Consider the following 20,807-nt stretch of genomic DNA (forward strand, 5'->3'; position numbering starts at 1 on the left):
CACGTAAGAAACGATGTCAGAGTCAATCTGTGGTGTGCATGGGAAAACTCTGACAATAATTACACCCTGGGACAGGAAAAGCGCCGATCATGCCCGGTTTCCGCTGGAACGGGCATGATCGGCGCTACGTGCGGCGTCGATAAGCTCCGATAAGCTCCGATGAGCTCGCTAGAGTGACTCGCCGAAGTCCTCGCGGAACTTGGCCACCAGCTTCTCCAGCCAGTCGGTCTTCGGGGTGAGTCGACCGTAAAAGAAGCGCAGGATCTCCGGCTCCTCCTCCCACTCGAGGCCGCCGATGAGGGAGCGGTTCTGGTACAGCCAGTCGAGGCGGTCGATGACGTAGTTGACCTGGGAGAGGGTGAACACGCGGCGCGGCATGGCCAGGCGGACGAGCTCCATGTCGGCGAGCGGCTCGACACCGTCGGCGTCGCGGGCCTCGGACATGGTGCCCCGCTCCATGCCGCGGACGCCCGAGCAGACGTAGAGGGCGGCGGCGAGGGAGGCGGCCGGGTACTCGTTCTGCGGGATGTGGTCGACGAAGCGCATGGCGTCGACGTGGGCGCCGAGGCCGCCGGCCGGGGTGATCACCGGGATGTTGCGCTTGTCCAGCTCGGTGACCATGTACTCGATGAACTGCGGACCCTGATTGATCATGTCCTCGTCCATGGTCTCCTCGAGGCCGACGGTGATGGCCTCCATCTCGCGGACGGACATGCCGCCGTAGGTGAGGAAGCCCTCGAACATCGGGACGTAACCGCGCATCTGCTTGTACAGCTCCTCGTCGCGGATGCAGATGCCGCCGCCGCGACCGAAGCCGAGCTTGCGGGCGGAGAAGTAGAGGACGTCACACAGGTCGGCGATCTCGCGGGTGATCTCGCGGATGGACTTATCCCGGCAGGATTCCTCGCGGACCTTGTTGAAGTAAAGGTTGTCGGCCAGCAGGGAGGCGTCCAGCACGAGCGGGATGGAGTGCTCGCGGCACACCTCGGACACCTCGCGCAGGTTCTGCACGGAGAAGGGCTGGCCGCCGATGAGGTTGGTGCCGGCCTCCATGCGCACATAGGACAGGGCGTCGGCACCGCGCTCGTCGATGAGCCCGCGGAGCGCGCCGACGTCGAGGTTGCCCTTGAACGGGTGGTCCGAGGTGACCTCGAGGCCCTCGGGGATAACCAGCTCGACGACCTCGGCACCGTTGACGGTGATGTGCTGCTTCGTGGTGGTGAAGTGGTAGTTCATCGGCACGAGGGTGTCGGGGCGGATCATCACCTGGCTGATGATGTTCTCCGCGGCGCGGCCCTGGTGGGCGGGGAGGAAGTACTCCATGCCGAAGATCTCGACGAGCTTGTCGTAGAGGCGGGTGTAGGTGGCGGAGCCCGCGTAGGCGTCGTCGGCCATGAGCATGGCGGCCTGCTGGTCCTGGGACATGGCGTTGACACCGGAGTCGGTGAGCATGTCGAGGAAGACGTCCTTGTTCTCCAGGAGGAAGGTGTTGTAGCCGGCCTGGGCCATGGCCTCCTGGCGCTCCTCGATCGGCAGAAGCGTGAGCTTCTGGATGATGCGGACCTTGTGCATCTCGAGCGGCAGCTGCTGGCCGCGGAAGAACGTCACCTTCGACACGGTGAGACTCCTTAAGGAAAGGGAATGAATGAAATTCGGCTAGACCGTCTGTCATTGTTTCACGCAGCGGCCGGGCAGGGGCGATGGGCCGCCGCTTGCCGACGCCCCCGCCCCGGCGTTCAATGGGCCTCGTGTTGGATTTCCTCGCCGCCCAGCCCCTCATCGCGCTCATCGCGATCCTCACCGTCGGTCTCGCCCTCGGCAAGATCCGCATCCTCGGCATCTCGCTCGGCGCGGCCGCGGTGCTCTTCGTGGCGCTGGGATTGTCCACCGCGAACCCGGACATCCAGATCCCGCCGCTGCTCTACCAGCTCGGACTGGCGATGTTCGTCTACGCCATCGGCCTGACCGCGGGCGCGCAGTTCTTCGCGGAGTTCCGCTCCCGCGGCTGGCGGCTCACCGTGTTCATGCTGCTCCTGCTGGCGACCCTGGTGGGCGTGTCCTACGGCGTGGTGCGGATGCTCGGCCTCGGCGAGCTCATCGGCGCCGGCATGTTCGCCGGCGCGCTCACCTCCACCCCCGGCATGGCGGCGATCGTGGACATGGTCGAGGGGGGTTCGCTTATCGACGCCACCCGCGCCGGCGAGCCCGTCATCGGTTACTCCCTGGCCTATCCCGGCGCCGTCGTCGGCTCCATCCTCGTCGCCGCGATCGGCGCGAAGCTCCTGCGGGTCGACCACGAGGCCGACGCCCGCCGGGAGGGCCTCATCATCGCGCCGCTGCAGTGGGACGGCGTGCTCATCGGGCCCGGCGTCGAGGGCACCGTCGCACAGTTACCGGCCCTGGCGGGGGCGGAGATCATCGCCACCCGCATCGTCCACAGCCCCACCGACCACAGCCTCGCCGCGCCCACGGACCGCCTCCACGAGGGGATGGTGCTGCTCATCAACGGCACCCGCGAGGACATCGTCACCGCCCAGCGCGCCCTCGGCCAGCCCGCGCAGGTGACCATCGAGGGCACCGACCTGGTGTACAAGCGCGTCACCGTCTCCAACCCGCGGGTGGTGGGCCGCCGGATCGAGGACCTGGACACCGTCTCCGCCGGCTTCCAGATCGCGCGCATCCGCCGCGGCGACGCCGAGGAGGTGCCGCACGCCGACGACGTGCTCAACTACTCCGACCGCGTCCGCGTCGTCGCCCCGCCCAACCGCATGGGCGAGGTCCGCGCCTTCCTCGGCGACTCCGAACGTTCCCTCGCCGCCCCCGACCTCCTGCCCTTCGCCCTCGGCCTGCTCGCCGGTCTGTTGCTCGGCTCGATCCCCATCCCGTTGCCCGGCGGTTCGGTGCTCTCCCTCGGTTTCGGTGGCGGTCCCATCGTCGCGGGCCTCATCCTCGGTGCGCTGCACCGCACGGGTCCGGTGACGTGGACGATGCCGTACCACGCCGTCAACACGCTCAGCACGCTGGGACTCTCGCTCTTCCTGGCCGGCGTGGGCACCACCGCGGGTGCCGGGTTCAAGGACGCGCTCACCGACCCCTCCTCGCTCACCGTCATGGCGGCCGGTCTGTTCATCACGGTGGCCTCCGCCCTCCTCTGTGCCGTCGTGGGCATGCTGGTGCTGCGCCTGACCTGGGACGAGGCGATGGGCGTGGCCGCCGGTGCGACCACCAACCCGGCGGTCATCTCCTACCTCAACGGCCAGACCGGCACGGAGCTGGCCACCCGCGGGTACGCCACGGTGTACCCCACGGCGATGATCGGCAAGATCGTCGCCAGCCAGATTCTCCTGCTCCTGTTGCTGTAGGTCCAGCGGACAGGCAGGTGGAGGGAGTACGGTAACGGGGTCTGTCCCCGTTCTACCTAGGAGTCACCCCGTGCGTCTGTCCACCACCGGCCGCTACCTCATCGCCATCCTCGTCGTCGCCTGGATCGGTGTCCTGGCCCTGCTCATCGGTATGCGCACCGGCACGGGCGCCGAGACCCGCTTCGCCACCGCCGGCGCCCTCGAGCGTGGTGTCGCCGCCGCCGCGGACAACAACCAGTCCATCGTCGGCCTCGTGCCGCATGACCTCTACGGCGAGGAGTGGGTCGCCGCCGCCATCATCTGCTCCTTCGAGAGCGAGCAGGGCATCTCCCAGAACTACGACGTCGACGCCTCCGAACTGGAGCTCGGCGCCGCCGGCGTCCCGGAGGACACCAACTACCTGCTGCTGCGTTCCGCGGACGGCGGCCACGCCTTCGACCGCATCGACCGCGCCGACATCGACCTGTGCACCGTCCCGCTGGGCCAGTACATCGACGCCCGCGCCATGCTGCCGCTGGGCCAGACCGAGCAGGGTGGTTGGGCGCTGCTCAACTAGCACTAGGCTGGTGTCGTGCTTGTACTGGCGATCGACACCTCCACCCCCGACCTGGTCACCGGCCTGGTCGACACCACCACCGGGAACACCCACGACCGGGTGATACCCGGCACGCGCGCCCACAACGAGCAGCTCACGCCCACCGTGCGTGCCCTGCTCGCCGATGCCGGCGTCACCTTCCCCGACCTTGACGCCGTCGTCGTCGGCTGCGGCCCCGGCCCCTTCACCGGGCTGCGCGTCGGCATGGCCTCCGGGGCCGCCTTCGGTGACGCCCTGGGCATCCCCGTCCACGGGGTGTGCTCCCACGACGCCATCGCCCGCCGCCTGCCGGCCGGGCGGGCCCTCGTGGCCACCGACGCCCGCCGCCGCGAGATCTACTGGGCCACCTACGACGACGGGGTGCGCACGACCGGACCGGGCGTCGACAAGCCCGCGGAACTGGCGGTGCCGCACGACGTCGACGTCATCTCCGTGCCGGAGCACCTCGCCGCGCAGCTGCCGGAGGCGCTGCAGGACCTGCCGCGCCACGACCTCGCCCCCGACGCCGCGTCGCTGGTGGCCGTCGCGGATCTCGCCGCCACCCCGGAGCCCCTCGTGCCGCTCTACCTGCGCCGCCCCGACGCCGTGCCGCCCAAGGCCGTGCCGAAGTCCCCGGCCATCCCGGAGGTGGAACTGTAATGGAGATCCGCCGCCTCACCTTCGAGCACGCCGCCCGTTGCGCCGAGCTGGAGGAACTGCTCTTCCCCGGTGACAACCCGTGGCCCCGCGACATCTTCGTCGTGGAGTTCGCACAGCCCACCAACCTCTACCTCGGTGTCTTCGACGGCGATGACCTGCTCGCCTACGGCGGCATCTCCCAGCTCGGGCCCCGGCACGACCCGGAGTTCGAGATCCACACCATCGGCGTCGACCCCGAGCACCGTCGCCGCGGGCTCGGGCGCCTGCTCATGGACCAGTTCATGCAGCTGGCCGACGGACTCGACGGGGAGGTCTTCCTCGAGGTCCGCACCGACAACGAGGCCGCCATCGCCATGTACGAGGCCTTCGACTTCCGCATCATCGGGGAACGCAGGCGCTACTACCAGCCCTCCGGGGCGGACGCGTTCACGATGAAGCGGGCGTCGGGAAGCGAACGACGCGGGGTGTAGCCTTGGGGACCATGATTGTCCTGGGTGTGGAGACCAGCTGTGATGAGACCGGCGTCGGCATCGTGGAGCTTGCCGACGACGGCACCGTGACCATCCTCGCCGACACCGTCGCGTCGTCGATGGCGGAACACGCGCGCTTCGGCGGCGTGGTGCCTGAGATCGCCTCCCGGGCCCACCTCGAGCAGATGGGCCCGGTGATGCGGGCGGCGCTGGCGGAGGCGGGAGTCGAGAAGCCGGACGCCGTGGCCGCGACCGTCGGCCCCGGCCTGGCCGGTGCCCTGCTCGTCGGGGCCTCCGCAGCCAAGGCTTACGCCGCCGCCTGGGACGTCCCCTTCTACGGCGTCAACCACCTCGGCGGGCACGTGGCCGTGGCCAACCTCGAGGGCGAGCCGCTGCCGCACTCCGTCGCACTGCTGGTCTCCGGCGGTCACACCCAGTTACTCGAGGTCGACGCCGTGGGGCGGCCGATGCGCGAGCTCGGCTCCACGCTCGACGACGCCGCCGGTGAGGCCTACGACAAGGTCGCCCGCCTCCTCGGACTGGGGTATCCGGGCGGACCCGTCATCGACCGCCTGGCGCAGCGCGGCGACCGCGACGCCATCCCCTTCCCGCGCGGACTGATGAAGAAGTCCGACTCCCGCCACGACTTCTCCTTCTCCGGGCTCAAGACCGCCGTCGCCCGCTACATCGAGGCCGCCGAGCGGGAGGGCCGGGTCATCTCCGTCGAGGATGTGTGCGCTTCCTTCCAGGAGGCCGTCTGTGACGTCCTCACCTTCAAGGCCGTGCGCGCCTGTCAGGACGTGGGGGCGCAGGTCCTGCTGCTCGGCGGGGGAGTGGCCGCCAACTCACGCCTGCGGGAACTGGCGGGTCAGCGCTGTGCGGCCGCCGGTGTCGAACTGCGGGTGCCGCGGTTCTCGCTGTGCACCGACAACGGGGTCATGATCGCCGCGCTTGCGGCCCAGCTCATCCACGAGGGGTCGGACGCCAGTGAGCTGAGCGTGGGCACCGACCCGTCGCTCGAGGTGGAGATCCCGCTCGTCGCCTCCTGAGGCATATCCCGGCAGGCATAGCTCGGCAGGTATATCCCGAGTGGCCGGCCCGTCGGGCGACCCGGCCACTCGAGGTATCCATGGGGTGATATGCCTACCGGGATATGCCTACCCGGATATGCCTCCGGCTGACCCGGTTCCGCTCGCGCTGCGGGCCGGGGCCTGCGGGGTTACGGTGAACGCGACATGTCTGCAGATTCCCCGAGAAGAGGACACACCCATGATCACCGGATTCCTGGTTCGCCCCGACCTCACCCACAAGACCGTCAAGTTCGAACTGGACTCCGCCGCCCAGTTCCTCGGCGGCCTCAGCCAGGACCGTGTCGCCGTGGCGTTCCAGGAGGACGGCACCGACTACGCGGCCCTGTTCAACCCGGAGGCCAAGGGCTACGGCGCGGAGCCGAACCCGGTCGCCTCCCTCGGCCGCAACGCCGCCGCCACCGGTGACGCCTCCTTCTTCTCCGACCCGACCGCCGCCATCTGCGGCACGGTCATCTTCGTCGGCGCCGAGGGCGAGGACATCGGCCTCGACGACATCCGCCGCGTCAAGGACGGTATCCGCGCCGTGCGTAACTACCAGCAGGACCAGCCGGAGGAGTTCGCGCTGTGGCGCGCGGCGGTCCTCAACATGGGTGAGTTCAAGGTTGACTAGCGTCTGGCAGCCGTGAATGTTGAGTGCTGGCACTCGCAAGGGTAGAGTGCCAGTCAGGTTGTTTGACCCACAGTTGTTCACCCGCGACGACGGCTGTGCTGGCACCACAACCGGCACATAGAAGATCAACTCACTTTCACGGAGGAATATCGTGGCAAACGTCAACATCAAGCCGCTCGAGGACAAGGTCCTGGTTCAGATCGTCGAGGCCGAGACCACCACCGCTTCCGGCCTGGTCATCCCGGACTCCGCCAAGGAGAAGCCGCAGGAGGCCACCGTCATCGCCGTGGGCCCGGGCCGCACCGATGAGAAGGGCGAGCGCGTCGCGGTCGACGTCAAGGAGGGTGACACCGTCATCTTCTCCCGCTACGGCGGCACCGAGCTGAAGTACAACGGCCAGGAGTACCTGCTGCTGTCCGCTCGTGACCTGCTCGCCATCGTCGAGAAGTAAAGCGGGGTAGTACAGCCACATGGCTAAGCTCATCGCATTCGACCAGGAGGCCCGCGAGGGCATCCAGCGCGGCGTGAACACCCTCGCCGACGCCGTCAAGGTCACCCTCGGCCCGCGGGGCCGCAACGTCGTGCTCGACAAGGCCTTCGGTGGCCCGCTGGTCACCAACGACGGTGTCACCATCGCGCGTGACATCGACGTCGAGGACCCCTTCGAGGATCTCGGCGCCCAGCTGGTCAAGTCGGTCGCCATCCAGACCAACGACGCCGCCGGTGACGGCACCACCACCGCGACCCTGCTCGCCCAGGCGCTCATCGCCGAGGGCCTGCGCAACGTCGCCGCCGGTGCCAACCCGGTCGAGCTCAACAAGGGCATCGCCGCCGCCGCCGACAAGACCGTCGAGCTGCTCAAGGCACGCGCCACCGAGGTGTCCTCCTCCGCGGAGATCGCCAACGTCGCCACCGTCTCGTCCCGCGACGAGGTCGTCGGCGAGATGGTCGCCGGCGCCATGGACAAGGTGGGCAAGGACGGTGTCCTCACCGTCGAGGAGTCCCAGTCCATCGAGTCCACCCTGGACGTCACCGAGGGCATCTCCTTCGACAAGGGCTTCCTCTCGCCCTACTTCATCACCGATGTGGACACGCAGCAGGCCGTGCTCGACGACGCCCTGGTGCTCCTCGTCCGCAACAAGATCTCCTCCCTGCCGGACTTCCTGCCGGTCCTGGAGATGGTGGTCGAGTCCGGCCAGCCGGTGCTCATCATCGCCGAGGACATCGAGGGCGAGCCGCTGCAGACCCTCGTGGTCAACTCCATCCGCAAGACCCTGCGCGTCGTCGCCGTCAAGGCCCCGTACTTCGGCGAGCGTCGCAAGGCCTTCATGGATGACCTGGCCGTGGTCACCGCCGCGACCGTCATCGACCCGGAGGTCGGCGTCAACCTCAACGAGGCCACCCCGACCGTCTTCGGTTCCGCCCGCCGCATCACCGTGACCAAGGACGATACCGTCATCGTCGACGGTGCCGGCACCCCGGAGGAGGTGGAGACCCGCCGCGAGCAGATCCGCCGCGAGATCGCCACCACCGACTCCTCCTGGGACCGCGAGAAGGCGGAGGAGCGACTGGCCAAGCTGTCCGGTGGCGTCGCCGTCATCCGCGTCGGTGCCCCCACCGAGACCGAGGTCAACGAGCGCAAGCTGCGCGTCGAGGACGCCATCAACGCGGCCCGCGCGGCCGTGCAGGAGGGCGTCATCGCCGGCGGCGGTTCCGCACTCGTGCAGATCGCCGAGGAGCTCAAGGCCTGGGCCGAGGAGTTCGAGGGCGAGCAGAAGACCGGCATCCTGTCGGTGGCCCGCGCCCTGGCAAAGCCGTGCTTCTGGATCGCCGAGAACGCCGGCCTCGACGGCGCCGTCGTCGTCGCGCACACCGCCGAGCGCCCGAACGGTGAGGGCTTCAACGCCGCCACCCTCGAGTACGGCAACCTCATCGAGCAGGGCATCATCGACCCGGTCAAGGTGACCCACTCCGCAGTGGTCAACGCCGCGTCCGTGGCCCGTATGGTGCTCACCACCGAGGCATCCGTCGTCAACAAGCGTGAGGAGGTGGCCGGTGCCGCCGGCCACGGCCACCACCACTAGCTGACACGCAGCGAAGCCCGGTCGGAGTTCTGCTCCGGCCGGGCTTTGTCGTGTTCTCGGGTTCCTGTGTCGGGGTCAGCCGCGGGTGGCGACGGCCACGCGCACCTTCTGGCGCTCGCTGCGGTTGCGCAGCACGGCCATGCGCTCGGACTCGGAGAGCCCGCCCCAGATGCCGTAGGGCTCGGCGACCTTGAGGGCGTGCTCGCGGCAGGCGGCGATGACGGGGCAGGTGTGGCAGATGGCCTTGGCGCGGTTCTCACGCTGGGCGCGGGCGCGACCACGCTCGCCGTCCGGGTGGTAGAACACGTCCGACTCCTCTCCGCGGCAGGCGCCGTGGAGCTGCCAGTCCCAGAAATCGGCGTTCGGTCCGGGCAGCAGGTGGGGCTGTGACATTGTTCTGTTCTCCTCAGGTCAAGAAGGTCAAGAATGATGCGGGGTGGACGGGTGTCGTCCGACGCACCTGTGGAGTGTGGTCCGCGGTGGTGAACAAATGGTGTCCGGATCGTGGCCCTGTGGTTGCCCGGGCCTGTATGTGCGTTGGTGTAGCGCTGTGAGCTGCATAAATGCTCAAGGTGAACCCTTAATGAACTTTTGGTGCAGTAGTCATAGGTCACATTGGGCGGCAATTGAAACTCAGTTTCTTCCCGAAAGGGGGTATTCTGATTCCGCCCGCGGAAACCAGATCGGACGCGGGTGATCCGGAGGAGAGCGACGTGAGTGAAACCGAGGCAGAGCTGGCAGACCTGGTGCCGCTGGCCGTCGACGGTGACCGCCGGGCCCTCCAACGCATCATGGCGATCGTCCACCCGATGGTGCTGCGCTACGCGCGCGCCCGCGTCGGTGGGGGGCGGACGCCGACCCCGGAGGACATCGCCCAGGAGATCTGCCTGGCGGTGGCGACGTCGATAGGCAACTACGTCGACAAGGGACGTCCCTTCATGGCGTTCGTCTACGGCATCGCCTTCAACAAGGTGGCGGATGCGCACCGCGCGATGGCGCGCGATCATTCGCTGCCGACCGACGAGGTTCCCGATACGCTCACCGAACGGGATACCCCCGAGGACTACGCCCTCACCGCGGACGGAAGTAACAGAGTGAGGGCTCTGCTCGATTCATTAAGTGAGAAGGCGCGCGACATCGTGATTCTGCGCGTTTTCGTCGGACTGTCGGCGGAAGAGACCGCCGCGGTTGTGGGAAGCACCCCGGGTGCCGTGCGCGTTGCACAGCACCGGGCGCTGGCCACGCTGCGCAAGACCCTGGGCACTCAGGATGACGCCCAGGTCACCAATAGTGAAGGAGCACGGTGATGAAGCGTAGGCACCGCGATGCCAACGAAGGTGACATCACGACCGAGCTGGGACCGCTGGTCGATGATGACGCCTTTCTCACCGCGCTCTCCGAGGGTGTGGACCCCTCCGGTGGGGAGGATGAACTCGCCGCCCTTTTCCTCGAACTGCGCGATGACGTGGAGCGGCAGATGCCCCCGGCACCCCTCATCGAGGGTGCCGACGAAGAGCCCGCGGTCATCTCCCTCGCTTCTCGACGGAACAGGCGCGCCGCCCGTTCCGGCCGCCCCTTCGTCTCCGGCCTGCTCGGTGCCGCCGCCGCAACGCTGGTGATCGCCGGCTCCGGTTCCCTGCTCTACAACGCCACCCCCGATTCCCCGCTGTGGGGCCTGTCGAGCTCCCTGTTCAGCGACCGTGCGGCCGTCGTCGAACTCGCCGGCACGCTGGAGGAGATCGACTCCCGCGCCGCCGAGGGCGACATGGACGGCACCCGGGAGCTGCTCGAGGAGGCCCGCCGCGTCGTGGCCAACCTCAAGGACTCCCAGAACGACACCCAGGAGACTCCGCGCGCCCCGGGCACCACCGCCACCACGACGGTCACCCGCCCCGGCACCCCGACGACCCATCAGCCGTCGGCGGAGGCGGTCACCGAGACCGTGACCGAGACCTCCCACCACGTGGAGACCCAGACCGAGACGGCCACCGCCACGGTCACCGTCACCGAGGGCCCGCCGCCGGTGCGCCCCAACCCGCTGCCCACCCCGACGGAGCCGGTGCCGCTGCCCGTCGACCCCGATCCGTTCGACCCCTATCCGGTCGACCCGATCCCTACCCTGGATCCGCCGCAGATCCAGGAGTAGCGGGCGTCGGTAAGCGTAGAAAGGGCCACCGGGGGTAACCCCCGGTGGCCCTTTCCTGTGAGCCGGGAAATCGCTGAGATGGGCGGAAATTCGACACTGCGGACGTTCTCGGAAATCGATTTCATTTAGCTGTGAAGTCTTCCACAGTGTTACGGGGGGCAGTGCTGTCTCATTGAAGGAAGACATACGTTGAATAAGCGCTTTGCCGGGATCATCGCCGGCACCGTCCTCACCGCCTCCGCCGTCCTCGTCCCGGGAGCGGCAGCCCAGCCCCACACCCACGACGGGCGGGCAGGCGACTACACCTCCGTGACCGTGCGCGACGGGTTGGCCGACATGCACGGCCAGTACGTGTTCGTGCGGCACGGTACCTCGCTCGCCTCCGGCGGTGCCTGCTACGACGACTCCGCACTGCTTATCGACAAGCTCACCCCGGTGGCCGGCTGGTCCGGTTACTACACGGTCGACGCCTCCTGCCTCACCGGTGCACAGCCCGGTGATGATGCCGATGAGCAGCAGGGTGTCCCGCGCCCCGGCGACCAGAACCAGACCCCCGGCGATCAGGGGCAGGTCCCGGGTTGTCAGACCCCGGTCCAGCAGGAGCAGGAGCAGAGCCAGCAAGAGCAGGAGCAGGGTCAGGTGCCGGTCGAGGACTGCCAGATCCCCGTCGTCCCCGAGCCGGGCGACTGCATCAACCTGCCCGGCGACTGCCATGACGATGACACCGAGGATGACACCGAGGAGGAGAAGGAGGAGGGTTCCTCCGTCGTCGGCGGAGCCTTCCTGGGGCTGTCCGCGCTCGCGGGTCTGGCGTTCTCGGAGCGCTCGCCATCGGTCTGGTGGCCGTGGCCGCGGGTGTTCTGCTGATCCTGCGTCGTCGCTCTTTCTAGGGCAGACTGCGGCCGAGGGGAGCCCTCATTCCTCGGCCCGGGTCGTGCACTTATACCCTCACCGTCTGCCGCGAAACGGCCTTGGTAATAAGTCCTCAGTCAGGGTGATAGTGCAGCTGGCCGGGAACCTCTCGCCCGTGGAGGCGGCAGAGGCACGGTACGAGCACGGCGTGACGCCTCCCCGCCCGCGAATTCCTCGCGGTAAGGGACTCACCCCAGGCCGATAAACGCACAGAAGGACCGCCGGGACATCTCCCGGCGGTCCTTTCCTGTTTCCTCCTAGCGCGCGTTGAGTCCGTCGAGGAATCCGACGGCGTACTCCCACGGCACGTATGCGTTGACGTCGGGCTCCATGGAGGGCTCGTGGACGGGGGCCAGCTCGTTGCGGAGGCTGGCGGCCATGTTCGCGGCCATGATGTCCCAGTCGTAGTAGTGCAGGTCATCGCAGTCCTCGCAGAGGAAGAAGATGCCGAGGATGCCGTGCGGCGTGAGCTCCTCGCGGAAACGGGCCACGAGGGCCAGGTCCTGGGTGATGTGCAGTCGCTCCTCGTCGGACAGCGGCGGAGCGGGCTCGTCGGGGTCCAGGAAGGACGCCGGGTCGTTCGGGTCGTTCGCGAACGGGTCGAGCGGCATCTGCGAGTCGTAGTTCACACCCGCCACACTATTGTGGACCAGCTCAATGGGCAATTCCCTGCCGCTACCAGTCCGGGATGAAAAGGCACTAAGGTGAAGTCATTGCGGAAGCCACACAGTGCGAAGGAGCCCCATTTCCATGACCGATCAGCGTGTGTCCACCGGCGGAGACAACCCGAACAAGATCGCCCTGCTGGGCCTGACCTTCGATGATGTCCTCCTGCTGCCGGCGGAGTCCAACATCATCCCCAGCGAGGTGGACACCTCCACCCAGTTCACCCGCAACATCCGTCTGGGCGTCCCGGTCATCTCCGCCGCCATGGACACCGTCACCGAGGCACGGATGGCCATTGCCATGGCCCGTCAGGGTGGCCTCGGTGTGCTGCACCGTAACCTCTCCGCGGAGGAGCAGGCGGAGCAGGTGGAGATCGTCAAGCGTTCCGAGTCCGGCATGGTCACCGACCCGGTCACCGCCAGCCCGGACATGACCATCGGTGAGGTGGACGCCCTGTGCGCCCGCTTCCGTATCTCCGGCCTGCCGGTCGTCGACGAGGACGGCACTCTCGTCGGTATCTGCACCAACCGCGACATGCGCTTCGAGCCGGACATCAACCGCCGTGTCGCCGAGGTCATGACCCCGATGCCGCTGGTCGTCGCCCCGGAGGGTGTCACCAAGGAGCAGGCGCTCGAGCTGCTGTCCGCCAACAAGGTGGAGAAGCTCCCGATCGTCGATAAGCAGGGCAAGCTGGCCGGCCTCATCACCGTCAAGGATTTCGTGAAGACGGAGCAGCACCCCAACGCCTCCAAGGACTCGCAGGGTCGCCTGCTCGTCGCCGCCGGTATCGGCACCGGCGACGAGTCCTGGGACCGCGCCGGCAAGCTTGTCGACGCCGGCGTCGACGTCCTCGTCGTCGACTCCGCCCACGCCCACAATAACCGTGTGCTCGAGATGGTCTCCCGCGTGAAGAAGGACTTCGGTGACCGCGTCGACGTCGTCGGGGGCAACCTGGCCACCCGCTCCGCCGCGCAGGCCATGATCGACGCCGGCGCCGACGCCATCAAGGTCGGCATCGGCCCGGGCTCCATCTGCACCACCCGCGTCGTCGCCGGCGTCGGCGCCCCGCAGATCACCGCCATCATGGAGGCCGCCGTCCCGGCCCACGCCGCGGGTGTCCCGATCATCGCCGACGGTGGCATGCAGTACTCCGGCGACATCGCCAAGGCCCTGGCCGCTGGCGCCTCCTCCGTCATGCTCGGCTCCATGCTGGCCGGCACCACCGAGTCCCCGGGCGACGTCGTCGTCGTGGGTGGCAAGCAGTACAAGCGCTACCGCGGCATGGGCTCCATGGGCGCCATGCAGGGCCGCGGCCTGTCCGGTGAGAAGCGTTCCTTCTCCAAGGACCGCTACTTCCAGGCCGACGTCAGGAGCGAGGACAAGCTCGTGCCGGAGGGCATCGAGGGTCGCGTGCCGTTCCGTGGCTCCATCGACGCCATCACCCACCAGCTCGTCGGCGGCCTGCGCGCCTCCATGGGCTACACAGGTTCCGCCACCATCGCCGACCTGTGGTCCAAGCAGTTCGTGCAGATCTCCACCGCGGGTCTCAAGGAGTCCCACCCGCACCACATCCAGCAGACCGTCGAGGCACCGAACTACCACTAGTCCGCCTCTTCCGCCGCCAGGCCGGGGACCCCGCTCCAGGGGCCCCGGCCTGCTCCGTGTGCGGTAGAGTTGATCCGGTTAACCAGAAAGGACCGCATCCATGCGTGACTACGTCGAGATCGGCGTGGGCCGGGAGGCCCGCCGCACCTACAGCCTGTCGGACATCTCCATCGTCCCGTCGCGACGCACCCGCTCCTCCAGCGACGTCGACACCACCTGGCACATCGACGCCTACACCTTCGGCATCCCCGTCATGTCGCACCCCACCGATGCTCTGGCCAGCCCGGACTTCGTCATCGAGATGGACAAGCAGGGTGGCCTGGGTGTCATCAACGCGGAGGGCCTGTGGGGCCGCCAGGCGGATCTCGACGCCGCCGTCGCCCGCGTCGTGGAAGCCGTGACCTCCGACGACAACATCGACGGCGCCAGCGCGCAGGCCATCGCCCTGCTGCAGGAACTGCACGCCGCGCCTATCGACGAAGACCTGCTCGCCGACCGCATCGCCGAGGTCCGCGCCTCGGGCGCCACCGTCGCGGTGCGCGTCTCCCCGCAGCGGGCCCGCGAGCTGGCCCCGATGGTGATCAAGGCGGGGGCGGAGATCCTCGTCATCCAGGGCACCATGATCTCCGCCGAGCACGTCGCCACCGGCGGTGAGCCGCTCAACCTCAAGGAGTTCATCGGCTCGCTCGAGGTGCCCGTCATCGCCGGCGGTGTCGCCGACTACACCACCGCCATGCACCTCATGCGCACCGGTGCGGCCGGCATCATCGTCGGCGGCGGCACCAACACCAATGAGTTCGCCCTGGGCATCGAGGTCCCCATGGCCACCGCCATCGCCGACGTCAGTGCCGCGCGCCGCGAGTACCTCGACGAGACCGGTGGCCGCTACGTCCACATCATCGCCGACGGCGAGATCGAGACCTCCGGTGACGTCGCCAAGGCCATCGCCTGCGGCGCCGACGCCGTCATGCTCGGCACCACCCTGGCACCCGCCGCGGAGGCCGCCGGAAAGGGCAGCTTCTGGCCCGCCGTGGCCGGCCACCCGCGTTTCCCGCGCGGCCTGGTCGAGGCCCCGCAGGACTTCTTCTTCGAGGGCGTCGAGGCCCCGAGCCTGGAGAAGATCCTCCACGGGCCGTCCACCGAGGCCTTCGGCAACCAGAACATCGTCGGCGGCCTGCGCCGTGCGATGGCCAAGTGCGGTTACACCGACCTGAAGTCCTTCCAGAAGGTGGGTCTGGCGGTCAAGCGCTAGTTTTCTCCGGTGGCAGCCCGGTCCCCGCGGTGGAGGCCGGGCTTTCTCATGCCCGGGGGTCGGTGCTGACCCGGGGTTCCCACGTGGATATGGGCGGGACCTTTTCCGCGACCTGCGGAAACGTCGGCCCCCGGAAAAATCGGCGTGGGAACACCGAGGTGATACCAACCCTCACCGTCGCGCCGTGAGCGTCGTGCCCATCGACGCCGCGACCACCATCGCCACCGCCACCAGCAGGGCGACCGACGCCGTCTGCCCCAGCACGACCCACCCGATGAGCGCGGCGAACACGGGCTCCAGCGCCAGCAGCACACCGAACACCGCCGGCGGCAGGGACCGCAGCGCCACCAGTTCGAAGGAATAGGGGATGAGGGAGGCCAGCACGGCGGTGAGCACCGCCAGGCCGAGCAATCCGGGCGAATCCAGAATCGTCGCCACCCCACCCGCCCCGAACGGCACCACCATGGCTGCCGCGAGCAGGAACGCCACGGCGAGCCCGCCCTGGCCGGGGACGAGTTCACCGACGCGTCGAGAAGCGAGGATGTAGCCCATCCAGAAGGCGCCGGCGACCAACGCCCAGGTCACGCCCCACGGGTCGAGGGATTCCCCGGTCCAGGAATCCCAGCCGAGCAGGGCCAGGCCACCGGCCGCCAGCCCGACCCAGAGGAATTCCCGCGCGCCGCGTGAGAGCAATGCCGCCAGCAGCAGGGGTCCGATGAACTCGATGGTCACCGCCGGGGCCAGGGGGATGAGGGCGATGGCGGCGTAGTAGAAGCCGTTCATCCCGGCCAACGTCACGGCGAACAACCCCACGGCCACCCACTGCGTCCGCGACCAGTCCCGTACCGCGGGTCGGGCGATGGCGAAGAGCAGGAGACCGGCGACGAGGAGGCGGATCGTCGTCACGCCCCACGGGCCGGCGTGGGGGAAGACGTGGGTGGCCACCGCGCCACCGAGCTGGAGGGAGGCGCAGGAGGCGAGGACGAGGCCGACGGCGCCGGGGGAGACACGATTCGACATGGTGACATCACCATAGCTGAGCAGGGAATACGGGGGCGTCGAGAAGCGGGGAGTTAGATGCGTCACTTCGCGGGAAGTGAATACGATACTTTTGCCTCCGGCCCATCTTTCGGCGATACGCTCAACCGGTTCGTCACCGTGACGCCCCACGAAAGACCATTGCCACGATGACCATCCACCATCAGATGTCCCGCTTCGCTGCCGAACACCACGTGCAGGAGGTGGGGGTCGATGACCTGTTCTTCTCCACGACCGACCACCGGGGAGTGGTGACCGACTTCAACGACGTGTTCGTCCGCCTCTCCCGCTTCCCGGCGGAGGAACTCAACGGCGCTGCGCACAATGTCATCCGGCACCCCGACATGCCGGGCGGGGTGTTCCGGGTCATTTGGGACACCCTCCACGCCGGGGAGCCCTTCGTCGGTTACGTGCGCAACCGGGCGAAGGACGGGGCGGGCTATGACGTCCTCGCCACCGTCACCCCGCTTCCCGACGGCGGCTTCCTCTCTGTCCGCACCGCCCCCACCACCGATACCTTCGCCCTGGCCTCCCGCCTCTACTTCGAGATGAACGACGTGGAGCAGTGGGTGATCAACAATGACGGGGTGAATCGGCGGGACGCGGCGGATGTGGGCTCCCGCCGTCTGCAGGAGGAGCTGGAGAAGGAGGGGATCGCCGGGTACCGCGACCTCATGTACGACCTGCTGCCCGGGGAGGTGGCGGAACTGGAACGTCGCTCGGGGATCGACATCGACGAGCTGGGGCGTCGTAACGCGATGTCGGCGGCCGTGGTGGCCGTCTACCGCGCCCTCGACGACTTCATGGCGGAGCAGGAGGCGATGACCGCCACCGTGACGGCCCTGCAGGCGGTGAGCGCCCGCCTCGACGAGGAGACCGAGACCACCAGCCGCGTCGCCGGGGAGATGGACAACCTCCGCATCGAGGGGCCGGCCGCGACGCTGCTGTTCGCTCCGCTGCAGGTGTGGGCCAACATGCGTGACATCGTCGCCGAGTACATCGCGGCCCTGCAGGAACTGCTCGCCTGCTGCCGCCGCTGAGTGAACAGGCCCGCTTCTACGTCGCCCTGGCCCGCCTCCACGCCCTCATGACCTCGCAGTTCGCCGCCGGGGAGGCGGACCGCAGCCAGTCGATACGCACGCTGGTCGCGGCCCTCAAGGAGGGGCTGGCGACGATGAGCCCCCTCGTCGCCGAGCGGCAGCGGGTGTCGCGCCGGGTGGAACTCAAGGACGGCTCCGTGCTCAACCTGCTGGAGACCCCCGCCTCACGATCGGCGGCTGGCTCGACGACACCCGCGCCGCGGAGCTGGCGGAGGGCACGGACACACTGGTGGCGCAGGCGCGCGAATCGATCGGCCGTTCGGACGCCGCGATGCAGGAGCTGCGCGTCCTGGGGGAGGCGCTCGGCGGGCAGCGTGACCTCGGTTTCGACCAGCTGCGGATCGCCGTGGGGCACCTCGCGGAGGCGGTGGACGGGGACTGAACGGCCGACGGGGGTTGGTGCGGGCCGCGTAGTAGGATCAGACGCGTGACTTCCGCAACCCCCCGCCCCGTCCTCGTCGTGGACTTCGGCGCCCAGTACGCGCAGCTGATTGCCCGTCGCGTCCGTGAGGCCCGCATCTACTCCGAGGTTGTCCCGCACACCGCCACCGTCGAGGAGATCAAGGCCAAGAACCCGGCCGCGCTGGTCCTCTCCGGTGGCCCGTCCTCCGTCTACGCCGACGATGCCCCGAAGCTGGATCCACAGGTCCTCGAGCTGGGTGTCCCGGTGTTCGGCATCTGCTACGGCTTCCAGGCGATGACCGCCGCGCTCGGTGGCACCGTCGCCGAGACCGGTGCCCGCGAGTACGGCCGCACCGACCTCGACGTCATCGGAGACGGTGGCGTGCTGCACGATCAGCTCGCCGCCCAGCACAAGGTGTGGATGAGCCACGGTGACTCCGTGACGCAGGCCCCGGAGGGCTTCACCGTCACCGCGTCCTCGGAGGGCGCGCCGGTGGCGGCGTTCGAGAACGTGGAGAAGAAGTTCGCCGGCGTGCAGTACCACCCGGAGGTCCTGCACTCCCCGCACGGCCAGCAGGTGCTCACCCGCTTCCTCACCCAGATCGCGGGCCTGGAGCGTTCCTGGACCCCGGCGAACATCGCCGAGCAGCTCATCGAGGCTGTCTCCGAGCAGATCGGCCCGGAGGGCCACGCCATCTGCGGCCTGTCCGGTGGCGTCGACTCCGCCGTGGCCGCCGCCCTCGTGCAGCGCGCCATCGGCGACCGCCTCACCTGTGTCTTCGTCGACCACGGTCTGCTGCGCTCGGGTGAGCGCGAGCAGGTGGAGAACGACTTCGTCGCCGCGACCGGCGCCCGTCTGGTGACCGTCGACGAGCGGCGGGCGTTCCTGGACAAGCTGGCCGGCGTCAGCGAGCCGGAGGCCAAGCGCAAGGCCATCGGTGCCGAGTTCATCCGTTCCTTCGAGCGCGCCGTCGCCGGTGTGCTGGAGGGCGAGCAGGTCGACTACCTGGTGCAGGGCACCCTGTACCCGGACGTCGTCGAGTCCGGTGGCGGTTCCGGTACCGCCAACATCAAGAGCCACCACAACGTCGGTGGCCTGCCGGATGATGTCGAGTTCGAGCTCGTCGAGCCGCTGCGCCTGCTGTTCAAGGACGAGGTCCGCGCCGTGGGCCGCGAGCTGGGCCTGCCGGAGGAGATCGTCAATCGGCAGCCGTTCCCGGGTCCGGGCCTGGGCATCCGCATCATCGGTGAGGTCACCGAGGAGCGCCTGGAGATCCTCCGCGCCGCTGACCTCATCGCCCGCAACGAGCTGACCGCCGCCGGCCTGGACGACCAGATCTGGCAGTGCCCGGTGGTGCTGCTCGCGGATGTCCGCTCCGTCGGTGTCCAGGGCGACGGCCGCACCTACGGCCACCCCATCGTCCTGCGGCCCGTCTCCTCCGAGGACGCGATGACCGCCGACTGGTCCCGCATCCCCTACGAGGTGCTCGAGCGCATCTCCACCCGCATCACCAACGAGGTCAAGGACGTCAACCGCGTCGTCCTCGACGTGACCTCCAAGCCGCCGGGAACCATCGAGTGGGAGTAGTCCTCCCCGCGGCAGCCCCCTCTGACACCGTTGTCGGGGGGCGCTGTTTTTGCTTATCGACGCCCGCGTGACGATGTCGTCACCCACCCTGGAGGGTTCATGTTCGGGAGGGTGGGCCTAACGTAGTGTGCGGGCCGGGGCCCGGGTGACGATATCGCCATCGGAATCCGATGATCCCCGCCGCGAGCAACCACAGCGCCGACCACAGCACCACCGCGGCGGCGATGTCCGGGGCCCAGGGCCACAGGATGTGCAGCGGGTATCCGAGGACGTACGGGGTGGCCAGGGAGACCACGGCGATGAGCACCGCGAACACCGCCACCCAGCGGCGGGGTCGCAGAGCCAGGGCGAGGACGGGGAGGAGGCACGCCATCATGAGCCACAGTGACAGTCGGGAGGGGGCGGGCAGCGGTTCGACCTGCCCGCCGAGTTCCGCGCGGACGATGTTGTCGGCCCATGCACCCAGGCGCTGCGCCTCGGTCTCGCCGTAGTAGGTGGTGAGCAGCACCACCGCGCGGTCGAGCTCGGGAACGAGGGTGACGTGGGCGAAGTAGCCGGGCACCGCGCCGTTGTGGCGGTAGGTGGTGACCTCGGTGCCTGCGCGGGCGTCGATAAGCATTGACTCCTGGCGCCACGCGGCGGAGGGCTCGGCGAGCTGCCGGGCAGCGAAGTCGGCGAGGGTGGTGATGTCGCCGGCGAGGTAGCCGTAGCCGAGGCCGGTGGGGTCGTGACGCGCGGGCAGCGGCATCCGCCAGGAGAGGAAGGGGACGGAGCCGGCGGGGACGTCGCCGTCGGTGACCACGCCGGGGGCGACGGTGGCGAAGTCCGGCCCGGTCTCCTCCAGCACGGCCTGCAGGAGCACGTAGTTGAGGCTGGAGTAGCGGTAGCCGCGCTCACCCAGAGGTTGGTCGGCGACGTCGCTGAGCTCCACCCCGTCGCCGTCGGTGAGGGTGATGTCGTGCGGCAGCCCGGAGGTGTGCTCGAGCAGGTCCGCGAGGGTGGTGCCGCGGTGCGCGAGTTCGGTGTCCCGCAGGGCGGGGAGCACCTCGGCGACCGGGGTGGTGAGTGGGAGATCGCCGGCCTCCACGGCTGCGGCGGTGATGGTCTTGGACACGGAACCGAACTGGTAGAGGCGGCCCGGGTCGGTGTGCGCGGCGTCGGTACGCAGGATGCCCGCGGAGGACACGACGGCCATCTCGGTGGGCGTGGCGGGGGCGGGGCATCGAGGGTGCCACCGCCCACCGCGG

Annotated in this window: 22 protein-coding genes; 16 read left to right on the top strand and 6 right to left on the bottom strand. The window is 68.8% G+C overall.

Going from position 1 to position 20,807, the window contains the following annotated elements:
* Nucleotides 1–168: 168 nt before the first annotated feature.
* On the bottom strand, nucleotides 169–1,617 hold the full coding sequence (locus tag B9Y70_RS06590) for a tryptophanase (RefSeq protein WP_085549476.1): 1,449 nt from the start codon (nucleotides 1,615–1,617) through the stop codon (nucleotides 169–171).
* Between the two features lie 131 nt (nucleotides 1,618–1,748).
* Between B9Y70_RS06590 and B9Y70_RS06595 the strand changes: the two genes are divergently transcribed.
* The 8 genes from B9Y70_RS06595 to groL all read left to right on the top strand — a co-directional run bounded on the left by B9Y70_RS06595 (nucleotide 1,749) and on the right by groL (nucleotide 8,851).
* Nucleotides 1,749–3,362 carry an aspartate:alanine exchanger family transporter gene (locus B9Y70_RS06595; protein WP_085549636.1) on the top strand — a complete coding sequence of 538 codons (1,614 nt, stop codon included), beginning with the start codon at nucleotides 1,749–1,751 and terminating at the stop codon, nucleotides 3,360–3,362.
* A 70-nt stretch (nucleotides 3,363–3,432) separates the two neighbouring features.
* Nucleotides 3,433–3,918, top strand: a complete 486-nt coding sequence (locus B9Y70_RS06600; protein WP_085549477.1) for a hypothetical protein — start codon at nucleotides 3,433–3,435, stop codon at nucleotides 3,916–3,918.
* A 15-nt stretch (nucleotides 3,919–3,933) separates the two neighbouring features.
* A complete protein-coding gene (gene tsaB, locus B9Y70_RS06605; protein WP_085549478.1) occupies nucleotides 3,934–4,596 on the top strand; it encodes a tRNA (adenosine(37)-N6)-threonylcarbamoyltransferase complex dimerization subunit type 1 TsaB in 663 nt (220 codons plus the stop codon).
* Nucleotides 4,596–5,066, top strand: a complete 471-nt coding sequence (gene rimI / locus B9Y70_RS06610) for a ribosomal protein S18-alanine N-acetyltransferase (RefSeq protein WP_085549479.1) — start codon at nucleotides 4,596–4,598, stop codon at nucleotides 5,064–5,066. The genes tsaB and rimI overlap by 1 nt, the downstream gene beginning before the upstream one ends.
* An 11-nt stretch (nucleotides 5,067–5,077) precedes the next feature.
* Nucleotides 5,078–6,115: a tRNA (adenosine(37)-N6)-threonylcarbamoyltransferase complex transferase subunit TsaD gene (gene tsaD, locus B9Y70_RS06615; protein ID WP_085549480.1), complete on the top strand. Its 1,038-nt coding sequence runs from the start codon at nucleotides 5,078–5,080 to the stop codon at nucleotides 6,113–6,115.
* Between the two features lie 220 nt (nucleotides 6,116–6,335).
* Nucleotides 6,336–6,767 carry a hypothetical protein gene (locus tag B9Y70_RS06620; protein WP_085549481.1) on the top strand — a complete coding sequence of 144 codons (432 nt, stop codon included), beginning with the start codon at nucleotides 6,336–6,338 and terminating at the stop codon, nucleotides 6,765–6,767.
* Nucleotides 6,768–6,918: 151 nt separating this feature from the next.
* A complete protein-coding gene (groES, locus tag B9Y70_RS06625) occupies nucleotides 6,919–7,218 on the top strand; it encodes a co-chaperone GroES (RefSeq protein WP_085549482.1) in 300 nt (99 codons plus the stop codon).
* Nucleotides 7,219–7,237: 19 nt separating this feature from the next.
* Entirely contained in the window at nucleotides 7,238–8,851 is a 1,614-nt protein-coding gene (gene groL / locus B9Y70_RS06630; RefSeq protein WP_085549483.1) for a chaperonin GroEL, read from the top strand.
* 75 nt (nucleotides 8,852–8,926) lie between these two features.
* On the opposite strand, the gene B9Y70_RS06635 is transcribed toward groL, so the two are convergent.
* Nucleotides 8,927–9,244, bottom strand: coding sequence for a WhiB family transcriptional regulator (locus B9Y70_RS06635; protein ID WP_085549484.1), 318 nt, complete (start codon nucleotides 9,242–9,244; stop codon nucleotides 8,927–8,929).
* A 320-nt stretch (nucleotides 9,245–9,564) separates the two neighbouring features.
* Here B9Y70_RS06635 and B9Y70_RS06640 point away from each other — a divergent pair, with 320 nt between their 5' ends.
* The 3 genes from B9Y70_RS06640 (at nucleotide 9,565) to B9Y70_RS06650 (ending at nucleotide 11,864) form a co-directional block, all read left to right on the top strand.
* The gene (locus B9Y70_RS06640; protein WP_085549485.1) at nucleotides 9,565–10,158 is read left to right on the top strand and encodes a sigma-70 family RNA polymerase sigma factor; all 594 of its coding nucleotides are present in this window, start codon (nucleotides 9,565–9,567) and stop codon (nucleotides 10,156–10,158) included.
* Nucleotides 10,158–10,997, top strand: coding sequence for a hypothetical protein (locus B9Y70_RS06645; protein ID WP_205410420.1), 840 nt, complete (start codon nucleotides 10,158–10,160; stop codon nucleotides 10,995–10,997). The genes B9Y70_RS06640 and B9Y70_RS06645 overlap by 1 nt, the downstream gene beginning before the upstream one ends.
* 189 nt (nucleotides 10,998–11,186) lie before the next feature.
* Complete coding sequence (locus tag B9Y70_RS06650; RefSeq protein ID WP_085549486.1) at nucleotides 11,187–11,864, top strand: hypothetical protein; 678 nt, start codon at nucleotides 11,187–11,189, stop codon at nucleotides 11,862–11,864.
* 302 nt (nucleotides 11,865–12,166) lie between these two features.
* Here the strand turns inward: B9Y70_RS06650 and B9Y70_RS06655 are convergent, their stop codons facing one another.
* Nucleotides 12,167–12,538 carry a DUF5319 domain-containing protein gene (locus tag B9Y70_RS06655; protein WP_085549637.1) on the bottom strand — a complete coding sequence of 124 codons (372 nt, stop codon included), beginning with the start codon at nucleotides 12,536–12,538 and terminating at the stop codon, nucleotides 12,167–12,169.
* 121 nt (nucleotides 12,539–12,659) lie between these two features.
* Here B9Y70_RS06655 and guaB point away from each other — a divergent pair, with 121 nt between their 5' ends.
* Both guaB and B9Y70_RS06665 read left to right on the top strand, forming a co-directional pair.
* Nucleotides 12,660–14,180: an IMP dehydrogenase gene (gene guaB, locus B9Y70_RS06660; RefSeq protein WP_085549487.1), complete on the top strand. Its 1,521-nt coding sequence runs from the start codon at nucleotides 12,660–12,662 to the stop codon at nucleotides 14,178–14,180.
* Nucleotides 14,181–14,280: 100 nt separating this feature from the next.
* A complete protein-coding gene (locus B9Y70_RS06665; protein ID WP_085549488.1) occupies nucleotides 14,281–15,432 on the top strand; it encodes a GuaB3 family IMP dehydrogenase-related protein in 1,152 nt (383 codons plus the stop codon).
* 171 nt (nucleotides 15,433–15,603) lie between these two features.
* Here B9Y70_RS06665 and B9Y70_RS06670 read toward each other — a convergent pair whose 3' ends face one another.
* Nucleotides 15,604–16,452 (bottom strand): EamA family transporter, encoded by an 849-nt coding sequence (locus tag B9Y70_RS06670; protein ID WP_085549489.1) that lies wholly within the window; start codon nucleotides 16,450–16,452, stop codon nucleotides 15,604–15,606.
* A 167-nt stretch (nucleotides 16,453–16,619) separates the two neighbouring features.
* Between B9Y70_RS06670 and B9Y70_RS06675 the strand changes: the two genes are divergently transcribed.
* The gene (locus B9Y70_RS06675; RefSeq protein ID WP_143337554.1) at nucleotides 16,620–17,510 is read left to right on the top strand and encodes a PAS domain-containing protein; all 891 of its coding nucleotides are present in this window, start codon (nucleotides 16,620–16,622) and stop codon (nucleotides 17,508–17,510) included.
* A 16-nt stretch (nucleotides 17,511–17,526) separates the two neighbouring features.
* On the opposite strand, the gene B9Y70_RS12770 is transcribed toward B9Y70_RS06675, so the two are convergent.
* Nucleotides 17,527–17,697 (bottom strand): hypothetical protein, encoded by a 171-nt coding sequence (locus B9Y70_RS12770; protein WP_159449790.1) that lies wholly within the window; start codon nucleotides 17,695–17,697, stop codon nucleotides 17,527–17,529.
* A 102-nt stretch (nucleotides 17,698–17,799) separates the two neighbouring features.
* Here B9Y70_RS12770 and B9Y70_RS12775 point away from each other — a divergent pair, with 102 nt between their 5' ends.
* On the top strand, nucleotides 17,800–17,952 hold the full coding sequence (locus B9Y70_RS12775; protein ID WP_159449791.1) for a hypothetical protein: 153 nt from the start codon (nucleotides 17,800–17,802) through the stop codon (nucleotides 17,950–17,952).
* 45 nt (nucleotides 17,953–17,997) lie between these two features.
* On the top strand, nucleotides 17,998–19,560 hold the full coding sequence (guaA, locus tag B9Y70_RS06680; RefSeq protein ID WP_143337555.1) for a glutamine-hydrolyzing GMP synthase: 1,563 nt from the start codon (nucleotides 17,998–18,000) through the stop codon (nucleotides 19,558–19,560).
* A gap of 97 nt (nucleotides 19,561–19,657) precedes the next feature.
* Here guaA and B9Y70_RS06685 read toward each other — a convergent pair whose 3' ends face one another.
* Entirely contained in the window at nucleotides 19,658–20,755 is a 1,098-nt protein-coding gene (locus B9Y70_RS06685) for a serine hydrolase domain-containing protein (RefSeq protein ID WP_085549492.1), read from the bottom strand.
* Between the last annotated feature and the right edge of the window lie 52 nt (nucleotides 20,756–20,807).

Source organism: Corynebacterium pollutisoli, assembly GCF_900177745.1.
GTDB lineage: Bacteria > Actinomycetota > Actinomycetes > Mycobacteriales > Mycobacteriaceae > Corynebacterium > Corynebacterium pollutisoli.